Annotated in this window: 16 protein-coding genes; 3 read left to right on the top strand and 13 right to left on the bottom strand. The window is 43.0% G+C overall.

Translation table 11 applies throughout. The features are described from left to right. Window positions 1-52 precede the first annotated feature (52 nt). Entirely contained in the window at window positions 53-994 is a 942-nt protein-coding gene (arcC, locus tag MIS45_RS01635; protein WP_249442916.1) for a carbamate kinase, read from the top strand. 60 nt (window positions 995-1,054) lie between these two features. Here the strand turns inward: arcC and MIS45_RS01630 are convergent, their stop codons facing one another. The 5 genes from MIS45_RS01630 to MIS45_RS01610 all read right to left on the bottom strand — a co-directional run bounded on the left by MIS45_RS01630 (window position 1,055) and on the right by MIS45_RS01610 (window position 5,395). After that, window positions 1,055-2,614: a TerC family protein gene (locus MIS45_RS01630; protein ID WP_249450800.1), complete on the bottom strand. Its 1,560-nt coding sequence runs from the start codon at window positions 2,612-2,614 to the stop codon at window positions 1,055-1,057. Between the two features lie 242 nt (window positions 2,615-2,856). Next, on the bottom strand, window positions 2,857-3,603 hold the full coding sequence (locus tag MIS45_RS01625; protein WP_249450799.1) for a PhnD/SsuA/transferrin family substrate-binding protein: 747 nt from the start codon (window positions 3,601-3,603) through the stop codon (window positions 2,857-2,859). Window positions 3,604-3,633: 30 nt separating this feature from the next. Further along, entirely contained in the window at window positions 3,634-4,128 is a 495-nt protein-coding gene (locus tag MIS45_RS01620; RefSeq protein ID WP_249444360.1) for a PAS domain-containing protein, read from the bottom strand. Between the two features lie 39 nt (window positions 4,129-4,167). After that, window positions 4,168-4,536, bottom strand: a complete 369-nt coding sequence (locus MIS45_RS01615) for a roadblock/LC7 domain-containing protein (protein ID WP_249450798.1) — start codon at window positions 4,534-4,536, stop codon at window positions 4,168-4,170. Between the two features lie 337 nt (window positions 4,537-4,873). Then, a complete protein-coding gene (locus MIS45_RS01610) occupies window positions 4,874-5,395 on the bottom strand; it encodes a PAS domain-containing protein (protein ID WP_249450797.1) in 522 nt (173 codons plus the stop codon). Window positions 5,396-6,186: 791 nt separating this feature from the next. Between MIS45_RS01610 and lysS the strand changes: the two genes are divergently transcribed. Continuing rightward, window positions 6,187-7,701 (top strand): lysine--tRNA ligase, encoded by a 1,515-nt coding sequence (gene lysS, locus MIS45_RS01605; protein ID WP_249450796.1) that lies wholly within the window; start codon window positions 6,187-6,189, stop codon window positions 7,699-7,701. A 76-nt stretch (window positions 7,702-7,777) separates the two neighbouring features. Here lysS and MIS45_RS01600 read toward each other — a convergent pair whose 3' ends face one another. Both MIS45_RS01600 and MIS45_RS01595 read right to left on the bottom strand, forming a co-directional pair. Further along, complete coding sequence (locus tag MIS45_RS01600; protein WP_249450795.1) at window positions 7,778-8,545, bottom strand: hypothetical protein; 768 nt, start codon at window positions 8,543-8,545, stop codon at window positions 7,778-7,780. Window positions 8,546-8,569: 24 nt separating this feature from the next. Then, complete coding sequence (locus MIS45_RS01595) at window positions 8,570-8,839, bottom strand: hypothetical protein (RefSeq protein WP_249450794.1); 270 nt, start codon at window positions 8,837-8,839, stop codon at window positions 8,570-8,572. A gap of 127 nt (window positions 8,840-8,966) precedes the next feature. Between MIS45_RS01595 and MIS45_RS01590 the strand changes: the two genes are divergently transcribed. Continuing rightward, entirely contained in the window at window positions 8,967-9,359 is a 393-nt protein-coding gene (locus tag MIS45_RS01590; RefSeq protein WP_249450793.1) for a helix-turn-helix domain-containing protein, read from the top strand. A gap of 58 nt (window positions 9,360-9,417) precedes the next feature. Here MIS45_RS01590 and recQ read toward each other — a convergent pair whose 3' ends face one another. The 6 genes from recQ to MIS45_RS01560 form a co-directional block, all read right to left on the bottom strand. Beyond that, a complete protein-coding gene (gene recQ / locus MIS45_RS01585; RefSeq protein ID WP_249450792.1) occupies window positions 9,418-11,739 on the bottom strand; it encodes a DNA helicase RecQ in 2,322 nt (773 codons plus the stop codon). A 158-nt stretch (window positions 11,740-11,897) separates the two neighbouring features. Beyond that, window positions 11,898-12,671: a tetratricopeptide repeat protein gene (locus tag MIS45_RS01580; protein ID WP_249450791.1), complete on the bottom strand. Its 774-nt coding sequence runs from the start codon at window positions 12,669-12,671 to the stop codon at window positions 11,898-11,900. Window positions 12,672-12,809: 138 nt separating this feature from the next. Beyond that, on the bottom strand, window positions 12,810-13,874 hold the full coding sequence (fba, locus tag MIS45_RS01575; RefSeq protein ID WP_249444355.1) for a class II fructose-bisphosphate aldolase: 1,065 nt from the start codon (window positions 13,872-13,874) through the stop codon (window positions 12,810-12,812). Between the two features lie 157 nt (window positions 13,875-14,031). Then, complete coding sequence (locus tag MIS45_RS01570; protein ID WP_249442906.1) at window positions 14,032-15,180, bottom strand: iron-containing alcohol dehydrogenase; 1,149 nt, start codon at window positions 15,178-15,180, stop codon at window positions 14,032-14,034. Between the two features lie 185 nt (window positions 15,181-15,365). Next, complete coding sequence (gene nuoN / locus MIS45_RS01565) at window positions 15,366-16,820, bottom strand: NADH-quinone oxidoreductase subunit NuoN (RefSeq protein WP_249450790.1); 1,455 nt, start codon at window positions 16,818-16,820, stop codon at window positions 15,366-15,368. An 8-nt stretch (window positions 16,821-16,828) separates the two neighbouring features. Further along, window positions 16,829-18,349 carry an NADH-quinone oxidoreductase subunit M gene (locus MIS45_RS01560; RefSeq protein WP_249450789.1) on the bottom strand — a complete coding sequence of 507 codons (1,521 nt, stop codon included), beginning with the start codon at window positions 18,347-18,349 and terminating at the stop codon, window positions 16,829-16,831. Window position 18,350 lies beyond the last annotated feature (1 nt).

Raw genomic sequence — 18,350 nt, 5'->3', positions numbered from 1 at the left:
CTATTTTAGACACCTTGCAGGCAGCCTGAAAATCTAAATTTGGAGAATTATTATGCGTGTTGTAATTGCATTAGGTGGTAACGCTTTGTTGCGTCGTGGTCAACCTATGACTGCTGAAAATCAACGTGAAAATGTTCGCATTGCTGCTGAACAAATTGCCAAAGTACACAAAGGTAATGAATTGGTCATTGCTCACGGTAATGGTCCACAAGTAGGTTTGTTGGCATTGCAAGGTGCTGCTTATCATCAACAAGACAGCAAAGTGGAAACTTATCCATTAGATGTTTTGGGTGCAGAAACTCAAGGTATGATTGGTTACATGATTGAACAAGAAATGGGTAACGTGTTGCCAAAAGACGTTCCATTTGCAACCTTATTGACTCAAGTTGAAGTAGACAAAGCTGACCCTGCATTCCAAAACCCAACTAAATTCGTAGGCCCTGTTTACGAAAAAGAAGAAGCTGAACGTTTGGCAGCAGAAAAAGGTTGGTCTATCAAAGCTGACGGTGACAAATTCCGCCGTGTTGTACCTAGCCCATTGCCAAAACGCATTTTTGAATTGAATCCAATCAAATGGATTTTGGAAAAAGGTGCGGTTGTATGCTGTGCTGGTGGTGGCGGTATCCCAACTTACTTTGAAAGCGAAGGTAAATTGAGTGGTATTGAAGCCGTAATTGACAAAGACTTGTGCTCTTCATTGTTGGCTCGTGAATTGGATGCAGACATGTTGGTAATTGCTACTGACGTAGACGCTACTTACATCAACTGGGGTAAAGAAGACCAAAAAGCTATCTTTGAAGCTCACCCACAAGCATTCCGCGACTTGAACTTCCCTGCTGGTTCTATGGGTCCAAAAGTAGACGCAGCTTGTGAATTTGCTGAAAAAACTGGTAAAGTTGCTGTTATCGGCGCATTGGCTGATATTGAAGCAATCGTGGCTGGTAAAGCAGGTACTCGTATCAGCACTAAATTTGAAGGCATTACTTATCGTTAATTGATAACGTAATCATAAAGGCAGCCTGAAAACTTTCAGGCTGCCTTTTTAATATTTGAATTATTCTTCTTCCACAACTCGTTCAATTTTTACACGTTCAATACGATGTCCTTCTTTTTCCACCACTTCAAATCGCCAACCGTGAAATTCAATCGCATCGCCCACTTCGGGTAAATCTTGCAACTCTTCCATAATTAAACCTGCAACCGTATGGAACTGCGCATCTTCCGCTGGTGGAGGTAAATTTAACTGTGGCGCAAGTTCCATGTATTCAAGCACGCCATCTACAGTCAAACTATCGTCAGCATTTTCTCGCATTGCAGGTTCATCTTCGCGTTCAAATTCTTCGGGAAACTCGCCAGCAATGGTTTCCATCAAATCTTTCATGGTAACCATGCCCAAAATCGCACCAAATTCATCTACCACCAAAGCATAATCCGCGCTATGTTTGCGGAATAATTCAATCGCCATCAATGCCGTAGCACTTTCAGGCAGCATCAACGGTTGGCGTAAGGCAGCCTGAATATTCAATTCACCTGTTTCCAATAATTGTGTCAGCAAATCTTTTTTGTTGATATAACCCAAAGGTTCATCTACACCTGCCTTGCCCACCACCAACATACGCGAATAAGGTGTATCAATGATTCTGGCGCGTTGCTCATCTTTGCTTTGCGAAATATCCAAGCGTTCAATATCACTGCGCGGAATCATCACACCAAAAATCGGGCGCTCCGCTAATGTTAATACGCTGCGAATCATGGATTTTTCATTTTCTTCAAAATGTTCATTATCATCAGATTGATTTCTATCGCTTGCCAATAAACTTTCGCGTATGCCCATCATGCCCAATACATTTTCAGCGGTGCGTTGTCGCCATGAACTGCTGATGTAATCTTTACGCTTGATGTTTTTTTGTGATACTTGGTTGAAAATTTCAATCAAAATAGAAAAACCAATCGCGGCATACAAATAACCTTTCGGAATGTGGAAATGGAAGGCTTCGGCGATTAAACTGAAACCAATCATCAACAAAAAGCCCAAACACAGCATGACTACTGTTGGGTGTTTGTCCACAAATTCGGTCAGCGGTTTGCTGGCGGTAATCATGCACGCCATCGCCACAATTACCGCAGCCATCGCCACAACAATATGGTCAACCATCGCTACCGCCGTAATCACGCTGTCAATGGAAAATACGGCATCCAACACCAAAATCTGCGCCACCACGCCCCAAAAAGCAGCATGTTTTTTATGCGTATCCGCTACCGCAAAATGATTTTCACCTTCCAAGCGTTCGTGTAATTCGGTCGTGGCTTTGTATAGCAAAAAAATGCCGCCAACAAACATAATCAAATCTTTGCCTGATACGGGATGCGAGCCAACATGAAACCATGGTTGTGTCAGCGTCATGATTTTCGCCATGAAAGCGAGCATGATGATGCGAATGACAACAGCAAGTGTCAGCCCTGTAATACGGGCGTGGTCACGTTGCGCGGGTTTGACTTTATTTGCCAAAATCGCTACAAAAACCAAATTGTCTATGCCAAGTACCACTTCCAGTATCAGCAAAGTTGCGAAGCCTATCCATGTCTGTGGTTCGGCTAGCCAAGATAAGTCCATTGTTGGATTGTCCTTAATAATGAGTAATAAAAAGCAGCAAAAGGCAGCCTGAAAACGTTGTGTATTTTTTCAGGCTGCCTTTTGTATTGAATTTTTTGTACTATCCGAAAGTTCGGGGTCGTTCATTGTTTGTTTGAAATAATATAAACGGTTTGAAGTGTAGGCAATTTGTCTACAAAATGCAAGTGAAAAACATTTTTCAGGCTGCCTTATTTTCAAAGGCAGCCTGAAAACCAACACGATTAATCGCGTAATGTTTCAATCAAGTCAATCATAAATTCTGCGTCTTCTTGTGATAATGGCGCAAAACCTTCGGGAATGGATAAATCTTCCAAAACCATTTGACCCGCTGGAGTGGTATTGATTTTCACAAACGCATCACGCAGGGTCTCTTGAAATTCTGCATAATCGGGATGCAATAAAACCACATGGCTTAAATCGTTGATATGGCTTTCCATCAGAATTTTCAGGCTGCCTAATGTGGCACGACTGAAACTGCGGAAAGTACTTGCCAAGAAAAAGGCTGCTTCGGCTTCGCCTGCAATCAATCGGCGTGCGGCTTCTTGGAAAGTATCTGCTTTTAAGAAGTTAATGGTCTCTTCGGTTAAACCTGCTGATTCTAATAATCGTAAGCCAATCAACTCGATGTCGTGATTTTCTGTTACCAAAATTCGACAACCTGCGGTCAATTCATCGGAATGATTGTATGGACTATCGGCATATGTGGCGATAATCATTTCATCTGATTTGTTGATGGGACGAGCCAATGGCAAATAACCTTTGTCGCGTACCAATGCAGACGCATCAAATGGATTGGCATAAATCAATGTGATTTTACTACCATTAATCATTTCATTTTGTTCACGGTAATCAGCAGGTGTATGCAAATGAATGGTATTGTCCGTTAATCGTTGCAACTGCGTGTTGAACATATGCCAGCCCGCAAAATATTCTGGGGGAAAATCTGGAGCAATTAAAAAATTCAGCATAATGGGGTAAATCCTATTTATTATATGAGATTAAGCATGTTCTTCTGCAAGCATTTGAGCGTATTGCGCTTTAGCGGCTTCAATTTTATCACGACATGGCTTACGGCGAACAGAGGTATAACCAACTGTTTGTCCATTGCGAATATTGGGAATAACGGTGGCATAAACCCAATAAAAACCACCATCTTTGCGTAGATTTTTTACATAACCATGCCATTTTTCGCCGCGTTTTAAGGTGTCCCACATATCAGCAAATGCCGCTTTGGGCATATCAGGGTGGCGCAAAATACCATGTGGCTGACCAATAATTTCATCACGCGTCCAACCACTTAATTTAACAAATGATTCATTCGCATGCGTAATAACACCATTGGTATCAGTGCGAGAAGTAATCAAGCAGCCATCGGGAAATTCAGTTTCAATATCAGTTGTGTAAATTGTGCGACTATTGCCATCAAAATAAGTGTTTTGTTGTTCTTGATAAACCCCTACTGGCTGGGGCATATTGTGAATTTTATTCATCATAATTCTCTATTTCCTCAAATACTTTGTGTTACTTAATCATTAGTTATGACTGTTTAATTGGATTTTTTTCGCAGCCTCGCGTACATATACCAAAATCATGCCCAATTTAGCATCTTGTCGTGCAGTAACAATTAATACAGTATGCTCATCAGCTTGAACCAGCACAATATAGCCATCACTACCTTCAATAATGGTTTGTTTCAAGTTACCGCCGACCATTTCTTTGACAGCACGATTACCCAAAGAAAGCATTGATGCCGCCATACCACCCACACGATCTGGATTAGCATGACGTCCCAATATCGAACATAACGGAATACCATCTGTTGCAACTATTGCAGATGATAGAATATCAGATGAATCACTATGTAATTGATTTAAAATTGTTTCAAAAGCTGTTTGACTCATAAAACACCTTAATTGCAAAATAATTTAGAAGATAGACCAGTGGATATCGTATCCATTTTCAGGCTGCCTTATTAACAGTGTCCAATAACAACATAATGGTATTAAACACAAGTAGCAGCCTGAAAAATTTTCGGCAGAGTCGCTCATAACAACGCTGCCGCCAATATAGTCATTTAAAATAGAAATAAGACAAAAAAAATAACAACCCCTGTGTACCAATAGTTGTATTATTTTTATTTTAACCGACTATAAAAGATTTTCTGCAAAACTCAATATGGATAGATAGCATACCTATCCAACCAAACTGCGGTTTCGCAGACACACAAAAAATAATTGTTTAAGCTGCACGCTCTTCTTGTAATAATTTAACATATAACTCTGTGCATTCCACCACTTTATTAGGGTCAGGTTTACGGCGTACAGAAGTGTAACCTTCCACTACACCATTGCGAATATTGGGTACAGCAGTTGCATACACCCAATAAAAACCACCATCTTTACGCAAATTTTTCACATAGCCATGCCACTTTTCACCACGTTGCAAAGTATCCCACAAATCCTTAAACGCCACCGCTGGCATATCGGGATGACGCAAAATGCTATGTGGACTACCAATTAACTCATCACGCGACCAGCCACTCATCCGCACAAATGCATCATTGGCATGGGTAATAATGCCATGAATATCGGTACGCGAAGTAATTAAGCAACCATCAGGAAATTGTGTTTCTTCTTCTGTGCAATAAATCGTGTATTCATCGCCATAAAAATTGCGTAAATTATGTGTGCTATGCGTAATAGTGGGTTCTGGCATAACTGGCTGGTGAGCAGTTATATTGAGATGTGTGGTAGATAACATGATTATTCCTCTTGTAAGAAAATATAGGCTGAAAATTTTAAGTCTTATTGATATAAATAAAATTTATTTTAATTTATCGTTTTATTTAGAATAAAATTGACTACATTTAATTACTTTTATTGATTTAATTATAGGTTTTTTTAATGATTAGTCAAACCCATTCTCATTTTTTCTTAACGCTGCTTGACATATATCAAAAAAGATTAACCTATAAACTCCTAGCGATAACCTAAAGGCTAATGCATTTTGCTTTGTACCAGAATTTTGTCAGCAAAAAATGATAAATTTAAGGCAAGTAGTGAAACGAACTTGCCTAACTAATAAGTGGATTCAATTTAAAATCAGAACAGGGCAACAACGAACGCTGTATACACCTAGTACAAGTACATAAGGAAGTTGGCAACGATTACTGGTTTAAATTGAATTCACTATAAAATGTAAACCAATGGCATGATTAGCGTGTATTTTTAATGTAGCAGTTGACGATTTTTGCCTGCAGAAGCAAGTGTAAAACGAACTGCGATTAACCCTATAGTCGGTTAAAACAAAAAACAGCCATAAAATGAATTATCATTACCCTCTACATATTCAAAAAATAAATTAATCCGCGTAAAATAAGATATTTGCCCTTTCAGGCAGCCTTACAGTACACGACAAAAACTTTGGGTTGCCTGAAACTTGCTCCCTCTCCAGTCTGGCGGGGGAAGGAATAAGTTAGTGGTAACTTCAAAAAAATTGTCGTGTACTGTAAGGCAGCCTGAAACATTTTTATTTATTTTTGAGAAAACCAAATGACCGACCAAACCCCAATCCCCACTCCCGAAGAACAATTAGACGAAAACCAAATCATCGCCATTCGCCGCGAAAAACTGAATGAAATCCGCACACAAGGCGTGGCATTCCCCAACGATTTCCGCCGCGACCGTTTCGCGCAAGATTTGCAAAACCAATATGGTAAAACGCCCAAAGAAGAACTTGACCCGCAAGAAATCCGCGTGAAAATCGCGGGGCGCATGATGTTGAAACGCCAAATGGGTAAAGCCAGCTTTGCGACCGTGCAAGACATGACGGGCAATATCCAATTGTATTTAAACAATAAAGGCGTGAGCCAAGAAACTTTGGACGCGTTCAACCGTTGGGACATGGGCGACATCATTGGCGCGGAAGGCACGTTGTTCAAAACCAACCATGGCGAATTGACGGTGCGCGTGTCGGCAATTCGTTTGTTGTCCAAATCTTTGCGCCCTTTGCCGAGCAAATTCCACGGTTTGACCGACCAAGAAACGAAATATCGCCAACGCTATGTGGATTTGATTGCCAATGCCGACAGCCGCGATATTTTCATCAAACGCAGCCAAATTGTGCAAGCCATTCGCAGCTTTATGGTGGCAGAACAATATCTTGAAGTGGAAACGCCGATGATGCACCCCATTCCAGGCGGTGCAACGGCAAAACCGTTTGTTACGCATCATAATGCGCTGGATATGCCGCTTTATTTGCGGATTGCGCCCGAATTGTATTTGAAACGCTTGGTGGTGGGCGGTTTGGAGCGCGTGTTTGAGATTAACCGCAATTTCCGCAACGAAGGCATGTCGGTGCGCCACAATCCTGAATTCACGATGATGGAATTTTACGAGGCGTTTTGCGATTACCAACGCATGATGGAAATGACGGAAAACGTGATTCGTGCGGCGGCGAAAGCGGTTTCAGGCAGCCTGAAATTGCAATACAACGGCAAAGAAGTGGATTTGGAAAGCCCGTTTGAGCGTTTGACGATTTTGCAAGCGATTAAAAAATTCAATCCGCACTACACGGACGAGCAACTGAATGACGCGGAATGGCTGAAAAAAGAAATCGTGAAACACGGCGAAAGTTTGCCACACGCGAGCGGTTTGGGCAGCCTGCAACTGGCTTTGTTTGAAGGTTGCGCGGAAAGCAAATTGTGGAACCCGACTTTCATCATTGATTATCCTGTGGAAGTGTCGCCTTTGGCACGCGCTTCGGACACCAAAGCGGGTTTGACCGAGCGTTTTGAATTGTTTGTGGTGGGACGCGAATTGGCAAACGGCTATTCGGAGTTGAACGACCCCGAAGACCAAGCCGCGCGTTTCAAAGCGCAAGTCGCCCAAAAAGACGCGGGCGATGACGAAGCCATGCACTTTGACGCGGACTACATTCGCGCAATGGAATTTGGTTTGCCACCAACGGGCGGTTGCGGCATTGGCATTGACCGTTTGGTGATGTTGCTAACGGACGCGCAGACGATTCGTGATGTGGTGTTGTTCCCGCAAATGCGACCTGAGTAATATTATGATTTAATTAATAAATTAAGGCAGCCTGAAAACTTTTTAGAATTTTTATAGGCTGCCTAAAATAAATATTTTAATCTACACATAAACGAATTTCTGTATCTCCTGCCGTATCAACAACTTTTCTATACTGATGCCGTACGCCATTATGTGTAAAAGTACCTGCATGAGATAAACCAAAACTACTAAAACTAGGGCTAATGGCATAATACAATGTTGGTTGAGTGGTTTTTAAACGCACATTATTATTTGAACTTAAAAAGCTGCGCTCTCCATTACTGAATGACCATTTTCCTCTGCTTTCCCAGTTACCAGTATTTGCATTCTTAAAATAAATCCAAAGGTCTACGGCACGACCGCATTGATTAGAAACCCAAATACTTCCTTGATAACCTTGACTGTTTCCAGTAGATTGAGCCGCTAAACGTCTTTGATTTTCCTGCTCTGAACTTGCAGCAGCACCAACCGCTAATGCTAATGCCCCCATACCACGCCAAAATGCATAATCCTTTAAATTCTGATTGCGGTAGGTTTCATTGTATTCTCTACGTCGCCCTTCTGAATCCATGGTCATTTTACCGCTTGAATTATAATATTTATCACTAATTGCACCATACCAAGAAACATCAATCGCAACATTGTATTTACCAGTATAGCTATTGTAATCACAACTGGTAATACTGGTACTGATATTATTGCCCCCTTGATATGCCTTAACCACGTCTCTGCCCTGAATTTCGGCAAAATGAGTAGCCTTATCCCGTTCATAGCTACTGCACGTTGCTGAGTAGGCAGGAAATGCCAAACACAAAGCGAATGATAAAATGGTTTTTTTCATCATTTTAAATTCTCCAAAATGTCAAATTTATGCCAAAATAGTAGCAGTAGCACCTGCTGCAAACAAAATTCCCGCAATTACCAATAAAACAAGAATAATCAACCACATCAACCAAAGGGCAATTTCAGCGCAAACATATACAATAAATGCCATAACAATCGCAGGTATCCAACCAAAGACAAACCCTAAAAATGGAAACGCCACAATCGCAGAAACCCATGTACAAATAAATGCGATAATGGCGCAAACCAAGCCAAAACAACCTATATCTGAACCTGAATTTTTCTCTGTACTCATTTTTACACTTCCTTTGGTTAATTTTTCTAATTGCAATGATACAATTACAAAATTACTCTTGAACACCAACAGTTTATAATCTCAACCCACACTTAAAATGGTGGTTACAATGAAAATAGGAAAAGCAATGAAAGCATTACGTGAGTTAAATGGTTTGACACAAGACGAAATGGCTAGCAAATTAGAGATGACAACCAATGGCTACACCCAAATTGAACGTAATGTGGGCAATCCTAATTTGCCAAAAATTGAAAAAATTGCCAAAGTTTTTGATATGACAACATTAGAATTTTTAGATTTTTGTGAGAATGGTGCAACATTCTATATCTCAACTGATAATCAAATTACAGGAGATAATCATGGCAAAAATTATTATGTTTTTGGTAAAAATGGGCATGAAATGTTGTTGGCAGAATTGGAAAAAGCTGAATTAGCCATTGAATTAAAAGATGAATTGTTAATACAAAAAGACAATGAAATAGCTGCTTTAAAAGAAATCATTACTTTGATGAAAAAATAAATTTCAGGCTGCCTATATTATTCAGGCAGCCTTTTTTATTGGATTAATCATGATGTTTTCAGGCAGCCTGAAAATCCTGAATCATCTCCAACAATTCTTCCCCATATTCCGCGATTTTCTCATCATCAAAACCATGAATATCACGCAAATCGTCCAGCGTTTCGGGTAATTTATTTGCCAACGCACGCATGGCAGGTTTGCCCAAAATCTGAAATTCGGGTAACTCGGCTTCTTCCGCTTTCATCGCTACCCATTCTTGCAAATCGCGTAAAAATAATTGTTTTTGCTTGATTTCAGCGTTCAGGCTGCCTGAAAATGGCGCACAAATTTGCAAAATTTCCTGACCATATTTGCCCAATTTCACATCGCCCAAACCATAAATTATCGCTAAATCTGCCGCGCATTCTGGCGTAAATGTCAGCAAATCAGTCATGCTTTCATCGGGACAAACCGCATGCAATGACACATTATCACGCTGTGCCGCCATTTCTCGCCACGCCGTTAATTGATGCAACAACTCGGCGTCACGTGGATTTTCTGCTTGATTAATTTGATGATTTTTGGGTAAATTGTCTTTCAAGCTGCCTGAAACATATTCCGCCACAATATTTAAAATTTCACTACCAAATTTATCAATTTTGGCTTCGCCCATACCATAAATCTGTGCCAAATCAGCTATTTGCTGTGGCAATTTTTCTACCACATCGCGCAACGTTTTGTCGCCACAAATCACATAAGCAGGCACATCGTCCGCTTTGGCTTTTGCCAAACGCCATTGTCGCAAGGCTTGCCACAAACGCTCTTCGCGTTCGGTGCGTAACCAAGTATCGGTTTTGGCAACTTTGGTAGCGGCTTTTTCGCGTTTGAGTGGACGCAATAAAACCGTTTCTTCGCCACGCAGCACAGGTTTCGCTGCTTCGGTCAAAATTAAGGCTTGATAATTGTGCATATCATTGTTTAATAAGCCCAATCCAATACATTGTCGCACAACATTGCGCCAATCTTTATCGCTTAAATTGGTACCAATACCAAAAGTGGATAATTTATCATGCCCATTTTGTCTAATCCAATCTGTTGATTTTCCACGCAAAACTTCAATCACATAACCAGCCGCAAAACGTTGCCCAACACGATAAACGCAGCTCAATAATTTTTGCACCAATTCTGTGCCGTCAAAGCGTGTAGGTGGATGCAAACAGTTATCACAGTTGCCACATGGTTCGCTATTCTCGCCAAAATGACGCAACAATAATTGGCGACGACAAGCTGCTGTTTCGCACACATCAAACATCGCATTCAGTTTTTGCAATTCAATTTGTTTTTGAAAATCAGGTACCTGACTATCCGAAATGCGCTCTTTCAGCAATACCAGCACATTCATGCCATAGCATAACCAACTGACCGCAGGCAACCCATCTCGTCCAGCACGCCCACTTTCTTGATAAAAATGCTCAATACTCTGCGGCATATCCAAATGTGCGACAAAACGTACATCGGGTTTGTCTATGCCCATGCCAAAAGCTACGGTCGCTACCACAATAATGTTTTCTTCATGCGTAAAACGATGTTGATTTTGTTGACGTTTTTCTAATGCCATACCTGCGTGATAGGGAACAGCATTTAACCCATTTTCGCATAAGAATGCCGCAATTTCTTCCACACTGCGGCGGCTCAAACAGTAAACAATGCCACTTTGTCCGTGCATTTGTTGTTTAATAAAATCCAGTAATTGTTTTTTACCATTATTTTTTTCAATCACTTGATAATAAATATTCGGGCGGTCAAAACTGGACACAAATTCGGTGGCATTTTCCAGCTTTAAATAATGCTTCATGTCCGCACGGGTTTCGGTGTCAGCGGTGGCAGTCAAAGCAATGCGTGGGACGTGTGGATAACGCTCGGCAAGTAAACCCAGTTGTTGATATTCTGGGCGGAAATCGTGTCCCCATTGGCTCACACAATGAGCTTCGTCAATCGCAAACAAGCTAACTTGTGTATTGTCTAAAAACTTTAAAAATCGTTCAGAAACAAGGCGTTCTGGTGCAACGTATAATAATTTCAGGCTGCCTGAATGAATATCCTCTGCAATTTGGCGCACAATATCGGGCGGTGTGCCGCTGTGTACCGCCGCTGCGTGTACACCTGCTGCGCGAAGATTGGCGACTTGGTCATCCATCAATGCAATTAGGGGCGACACGACAATCGCCACACCATCGCGCATAATGGCAGGAATTTGATAACACAGGGATTTTCCGCCACCTGTGGGCATGAGTACCAGCGCGTTGTTGCCACGCAAAAGGGTTTGGACGATTTCGGCTTGTTTGCCGCGAAATTCGGGGTAGCCAAAGGTGTCGTGGAGAATTTGTTGGGCGGTATGCATTTCAGGCTGCCTGAAAAATAAAATATTAAAGATGAGATGAATTTTAACATGTGAAAGATTGTGTGCGGCATCTTGCGAATATCAGTAAACAGAAATAGATAAAAAGGCAGCCTGAAAACTGTAAATAAAGTTTTCAGGCTGCTTTTTTGATTAGAAAATTAGCGGATTAAACCGTTTTCGCGCAGATAGTTTAGAGCATTTTGTGCGTCTGCATCTCCTTGCGCAGCAGCTTTTTCATACCATGCTTTGGCTTGGGTATAATCTTGTTTTACACCCCAACCTTGCATATACATATAGCCCAAATTGTGTTGTGCAGCTGTATATCCTTGCGCAGCAGCTTTTTCAAACCATACTTTGGCTTGGGCGTAGTCTTGTTTTACACCCCAACCTTGCTGATACATATAGCCCAAATTGTTTTGTGCGGCTGCATTTCCTTGCGCAGCAGCTTTTTCATACCATGCTTTGGCTTGGGCATAATCTTGTTTCACACCCAAACCTTCATCATACATCAAGCCCAAATTGTTTTGTGCGGCTGCATTTCCTTGTGCAGCAGATTTTTCATACAATGATTTAGCTTTGGCATAATCTTGTTTTACGCCCAAACCTTCATCATACATAAAGCCCAAATTGTTTTGCGCGTCCCCATCTTCTTGAGCAGCAGCTTTTTCCAACCATACTTTGGCTTGGACATAGTCTTTTTGCACACCTTCTAAACCATGCAAATAACGCATACCAACATCATTTTGCGCTACTGCATTACCTTGTTGCGCCAATTTTAAATCGGTAGCAAAATTGTTTTGGAATTGCCCTGAAACGCTGGTTGATGTGGTAGTGGTGTGGGTATTTGGTGCAGCAGCAACAGGCAATGCCAACATCGCAGCCAATAAGGCTACGGATAATTTAGCAAATTTTTTGGGAGTAAAGAATGGCATAGGAAACACCCCATATCTTTGTTGGAAAACGAAAAAATTCTAAATCTCCGTTCCATATAAAGCAAGTATTTTATGTGGTTATGAATAAAAAGGCAGCCTGAAAAAGTTTTCAGGCTGCCTTTTATGAATGCAGATAAATTATTTAATAATTTGATTTAACTCGCCTTTACTGTATCGCGTTGCCATTTTTTCCAGCGAAATCGGTTTGATTTTATCCGCCATGCCTTCGCAACCAAATGCCAAGTAGCGGTCAATACAAATTTGTTTCATTGCTTCAACGGTTTTGCTCAAATATTTGCGTGGGTCAAATTCGGCTGGGTTTTCTGCCATAAATTTACGGATTGCGCCCGTGCTGGCAAGGCGTAAGTCGGTATCAATATTCACTTTTCGCACGCCATGTTTGATGCCTTCCACCAATTCTTCCACAGGTACGCCATAGGTTTCGCCAATATCGCCGCCATATTCGTTGATAACTTTCAACCATTCTTGTGGCACGGAACTGGAACCGTGCATCACAATATGGGTATTGGGCAAGGCGGCGTGGATTTCTTTGATGCGGTCAATGCGTAAGATTTCGCCTGTGGGTGGGCGAGTGAATTTGTATGCGCCATGACTGGTGCCGACTGCGATTGCTAAGGCATCTACATTGGTATCGCGTACAAAACGCACGGCATCTTCCACGCTGGTCAGCATTTGGTCATGATTTAATTTGCCTGCTGCACCCACGCCGTCTTCTTCGCCTGCTTCGCCTGTTTCCAAATTACCCAATACGCCAATTTCGCCTTCCACCGATACGCCACAAGCGTGTGAAAATTGTACAACGCGGCGCGTTACTTCGGCATTGTATTCGTAAGTTGATGGCGTTTTGCCGTCTTCCAATAAAGAACCGTCCATCATCACGGAACTGAATCCTAATTGAATGGAACGTTGGCACACATCGGGCGATGCGCCGTGGTCTTGGTGCATCACAACGGGAATATGTGGGAACTCTTCCACCGCTGCTAAAATTAAATGGCGCAAAAATGGCGCACCTGCATATTTGCGTGCGCCTGCGGAGGCTTGCACAATAACGGGGGCATTGACTTGATTCGCTGCCTCCATAATAGCGCGCATTTGTTCCAAATTATTGACGTTGAATGCAGGTAAACCATAGCCATGTTCGGCAGCATGGTCTAACAATTGACGCATGGATACGAGTGCCATAATCTTGCTCCTTAAAATGTAGTTTGATGTAATTTTTAAAGCAGCGTGATTATAATGCACTAGCCCTGATAAAGAAAAGGTTTATCTGTGAAAAAATGCTTTCAGGCTGCCTTAAATCAAATAAGGCAGCCCGAAAGCATTACATTTCACTACTTCTTTACTTCGCTAATGCAAAAATATCGCGTATGGTTTGTTGATTATACATTTTCTCCATGCCACGCGCTTGTGCATTTTGCGCGGCAACATCAATCACTTCTTCCAGCACATCGCCAACAATATTCAATTGCGCCAATGTAGTTGGTGTGCCAATTTTGTCAAACCATGCTTTCAAGGCGGCAATGCCTGCTTCTGCATCGCTCAATCCGAAAATTTCACGCGCAAAACGTTCAAATTGTGGCAAGTTTTGGTCTTTGTACCACGTCATCCAAGCGGGCATCACAACCGACAAACCTGCACCATGTGGCACATTGCATACTGCACTCATGGCATGTTCAATCGTGTGATTGGGGAAGTTAAACGCATGCACGCCGACATGGGTCAAACCGTTCAATGCCATTGTGGCTGCCCATGCGAAATCGCCACGCGCATCGTGGTCTTGTGGATTTGCCAGCAAAATTTCGGTGGTTTTGATGACGGTTTTGATGTTGCTTTCCACTTGCATGCTGATGATTTCTGGGTGAATTTTTGCGGTGAAATACGCTTCAATGGAGTGGGCAATAATATCGGCGGCGGAATACACTAAATAATCATCGCTGACGGTTGCTTGCAATTCTGGGCTAATTACCGATACTTTGGGAAACCAGAATGGACTTTGCACGGAATATTTTTGTTTGGTGGCTTCGTTGGTAATCACGCTGCCACGATTCATTTCACTGCCCGTTGCTGCCAATGTCATGATGTCAAAAATCGGCAATGCTGCACCAATAGTTGCTTTGCCTGTGAAAAAATCCCACACATCGCCATCGTATTTTGCCCCAGCGGCAATGGCTTTGGCACTATCCAAACATGAACCACCGCCGACACTCAAAATACTGTCCACGCCTGATTGTTTTGCCAAATCAATACCTTCATTGACTTTGCTTAACACGGGATTGCTTTTGATGCCACCCAAAGCGACGCATTCAATGCCACAGGCTTTCAGGCTGCCTACAACAGTATCATACAAACCTGATTGTTTGATGCGTTCGCTACCATAGACCAATAAAGCCTTTTTCACGCCATATTCTTTCATGTATTCGCCGATGCGTTGTTCTTTTTGTGCGCCAAATTCAATGCGAGTGGGATTGCAAAAACTAAATGCATACATGATTGTGTTCCTTATTTTGGTTAATTAAAGTATAGTGGATTCAATTTAAATCAGGACAAGGCGACAGCGACCGCCGTGTATACTGAGTACATAAGAGAGCTGGCAACGCTGTACTGGTTTAAATTGAATTCGCTATACATTTCAGGCAGCCTGAAAACCTTTCAGGCTGCCTGAAAATATATGGATTAGAAAGTCCGTTCAATCGCCGTTTTTACCCACTCCACCACGCTGGTCGGCAACACGCCCCACACCAGCAACAAAAGTGCATTCAACGACAATACCCATGCCACAGGTTGTTCTGCAATCGGTGTATGGTCAGTTGCTTCGTCAAAATACATCACTTTGACCACGCGCAAATAGTAGAACGCGCCAATCAAAGACATAACCACCGCATACACCGCCAGCGCAGTTACCCATGCATATTCCGCTGTCATCAAGGCTTTTAAGATGGCAAATTTGGCATAAAATCCCATCAATGGCGGAATGCCTGCCATGCTGAACAACACCAGCAACATTAACAACGCATACCACGCATTGCGCTGATTCAAGCCTGCCAAATCCGCCACGTTTTCACATTCATGTCCTTCGCGGCTCAACAACATAAGCACACCAAAACCAGCCAAACTCATCAATATATAAGTAATTGCATAGAATAAGGCAGCCTGAATGCCTAATACACTTGCCAAAAAGCCCAATAAAATAAAGCCCATGTGCGAAATCGTAGAAAAGGCAAACATGCGTTTGATATTGGTTTGCATCATGGCTGCCAAATTACCCACCAACAAAGATGCCACCGCCAATGCAGCAAACATCAATTGCCAATCGAATTTTTGGTACACCAAGCCATCTACCATAATGCGGAATGTAAACACGGTTGCCGCAATTTTCGGCACAGAACCAATGAACGCTGCCACTGAAGTCGGCGCACCTTGATAAACATCGGGCACCCACATATGAAACGGCACTGCACCAAATTTAAACGCTACCGCCGCTACAATAAACAGCACGCCCAATTTCAGCAGCCAACCATTGACATTCTGCAATTCAGAAGCATTGGCAATTTCCGCAAAATTCAGGCTGCCTGTTGCGCCGTAAACCATAGAAATACCGTACAACAAAATTCCTGATGCTAATGCGCCCAATACAAAATATTTTAAGGCTGCCTCTGCCGCTTGTGCGCTGTCGCGGCGCAACGCAATCATCGCGTAAAGCGATAAGGACAACAATTCCAAGCCTACATAAGCAGTCAGAAAATGCGCCGAACTTATCATCACACTCACGCCAACCAACGCAAACATTGCCAGCGTATAAAATTCGCCCTTGAATATGCCACGCATTTGGTTATACGGTTTGGCGTACACAAACAACACAGCCGTACCCAAATAAGCGACCAATTTACCTAACTGTGAAATACCGTCCACCACATACATATGTGAAAACACATATGATGGTTCTGATGACCATACAGCCAGTTGACCCAACACAGCCGACAACATCACACCAATGCTCAAATAATGCGTGATGTAGCGGTTTTCATCGCTCGTCCACAAATCCGCCAACAACACGGCAAACAAACCCGTCAGCAACACGATTTCAGGCGTGGCGGCGGCAATATTCAAATCTGTCCAATTCCAATTCATACAACACCTCAAATCTTGCTTTGTGCCACTTGTGCAATCAACTGGTTGGCGGCTTCATGCACCACCGCCACAAACGGCTCGGGGTACAAACCCATGCCCAACACCGCCACTGCCAAAATCGCCAATACGGCAAATTCGCGGCAGTTGATGTCTTTCATTTCTTTCACTTCAGGATTGGTAATCTCGCCAAAAATGGTGCGTTTGTACATCCACAAAGTGTATGCCGCGCCATAAATCAACGTGAACGCCGCCAGCAAGCCAATCCAGAAATTCACTTTTACCGCGCCCATAATCACCATAAATTCGCCCACAAAACCCGAAGTCGCAGGCAAACCCACATTCGCCATGCCAAACAACATCATGAACGCGGCAAATTTCGGCATCACATTCACCACACCGCCATAATCGGCAATGTTGCGCGTGTGCAAGCGGTCGTACATCACGCCAATACACATAAACATCGCCGCCGACACAAAGCCGTGCGAAATCATTTGCACAATCGCGCCTTTCAAGCCCCAATCGTTCAATTCGCCCAAAGGGCTGCTTGAAAACAGTCCGCTAAACAGGAAAATACCCAGCGTTACAAAACCCATGTGGCTGATTGATGAGTACGCCACCAGTTTTTTCATATCGGTTTGCACCAAAGCCACCAAGCCGATGTAAATCACGGCAATCAAGCTCAACACCACAATCACAGGCGCGAAATAACGCGACGCATCGGGCAAAATCGGCAAAATAAAACGCAAGAAACCATACGCACCGATTTTCAACGTAATCGCTGCCAGCACCATAGAACCGCCAGTTGGGGCTTCAACGTGTGCGTCAGGCAGCCAAGTGTGTACGGGGAACATCGGCACTTTCACGGCAAACGACAAGAAAAAGCCGATGAACAACAGTTGTTGTACGCCCAAAGGAATTTGCTTAATCGCTTGCAAATCGGCAATCGCGAAGCTGCCATTGGCTTGATACGACAGATAAATCAGCCCCACCAACATCAACAGCGAACCCAACAGCGTGTACAAAAACAGTTTCACGGCAGCATACACGCGGCGAGGGCCGCCCCACATACCGATAATCAGGTAAAGCGGAATCAGCATGCCTTCAAAGAAAACGTAGAACAAAATCGCGTCCTGCGCGGCAAACGCGCCGTTAATCAAGCCCGACATGATGAGAAATGCCGCCATGTATTGCGCGGTTTTGTTCTGAATCACTTCCCAGCCAGCCAGCACCACCATCAGCGTGATAAAGGCGTTCAAAATGATGAACAGCACGGAAATGCCGTCCACGCCCAGCGCGTAGTTGAGATTGAGCGCGGGTATCCAAGCGTGCAGTTCGCTGAACTGGTAGCCGCCGTTTGCGCGGTCAAAGTGGGTGAACAGGGGCAGCGTTACCAAAAACCCTGCCGCCGCGCCAATCAAAGCCAGTATCCGTGCCAATGGCGCACGGCTGTCCGAGCCTGTCGCCAAGACCAGCACACCCGCCACGATTGGCACCCAGATTGCCAAGCTGAGTAAGTTATTGAAAAACATA

The organism is Wielerella bovis (assembly GCF_022354465.1).
Lineage (GTDB): Bacteria > Pseudomonadota > Gammaproteobacteria > Burkholderiales > Neisseriaceae > Wielerella > Wielerella bovis.
This window is presented reverse-complemented; position numbering and strand designations above follow the sequence as displayed.

Bases quoted from the DNA above. Each gene is read 5' to 3' on its own strand.
- MIS45_RS01630 (WP_249450800.1), bottom strand. From the start codon at position 2,614: ATGGACTTATCTTGGCTAGCCGAACCACAGACATGGATAGGCTTCGCA.
- MIS45_RS01580 (WP_249450791.1), bottom strand. From the start codon at position 12,671: ATGCCATTCTTTACTCCCAAAAAATTTGCTAAATTATCCGTAGCCTTA.
- MIS45_RS01560 (WP_249450789.1), bottom strand. From the start codon at position 18,349: ATGTTTTTCAATAACTTACTCAGCTTGGCAATCTGGGTGCCAATCGTG.
- MIS45_RS01615 (WP_249450798.1), bottom strand. From the start codon at position 4,536: ATGAGTCAAACAGCTTTTGAAACAATTTTAAATCAATTACATAGTGAT.
- MIS45_RS01595 (WP_249450794.1), bottom strand. From the start codon at position 8,839: ATGAGTACAGAGAAAAATTCAGGTTCAGATATAGGTTGTTTTGGCTTG.
- fba (WP_249444355.1), bottom strand. From the start codon at position 13,874: ATGGCACTCGTATCCATGCGTCAATTGTTAGACCATGCTGCCGAACAT.
- MIS45_RS01590 (WP_249450793.1), top strand. From the start codon at position 8,967: ATGAAAGCATTACGTGAGTTAAATGGTTTGACACAAGACGAAATGGCT.
- nuoN (WP_249450790.1), bottom strand. From the start codon at position 16,820: ATGAATTGGAATTGGACAGATTTGAATATTGCCGCCGCCACGCCTGAA.
- recQ (WP_249450792.1), bottom strand. From the start codon at position 11,739: ATGCATACCGCCCAACAAATTCTCCACGACACCTTTGGCTACCCCGAA.
- MIS45_RS01610 (WP_249450797.1), bottom strand. From the start codon at position 5,395: ATGTTATCTACCACACATCTCAATATAACTGCTCACCAGCCAGTTATG.
- MIS45_RS01570 (WP_249442906.1), bottom strand. From the start codon at position 15,180: ATGTATGCATTTAGTTTTTGCAATCCCACTCGCATTGAATTTGGCGCA.
- arcC (WP_249442916.1), top strand. From the start codon at position 53: ATGCGTGTTGTAATTGCATTAGGTGGTAACGCTTTGTTGCGTCGTGGT.
- MIS45_RS01600 (WP_249450795.1), bottom strand. From the start codon at position 8,545: ATGATGAAAAAAACCATTTTATCATTCGCTTTGTGTTTGGCATTTCCT.
- lysS (WP_249450796.1), top strand. From the start codon at position 6,187: ATGACCGACCAAACCCCAATCCCCACTCCCGAAGAACAATTAGACGAA.
- MIS45_RS01625 (WP_249450799.1), bottom strand. From the start codon at position 3,603: ATGCTGAATTTTTTAATTGCTCCAGATTTTCCCCCAGAATATTTTGCG.
- MIS45_RS01620 (WP_249444360.1), bottom strand. From the start codon at position 4,128: ATGATGAATAAAATTCACAATATGCCCCAGCCAGTAGGGGTTTATCAA.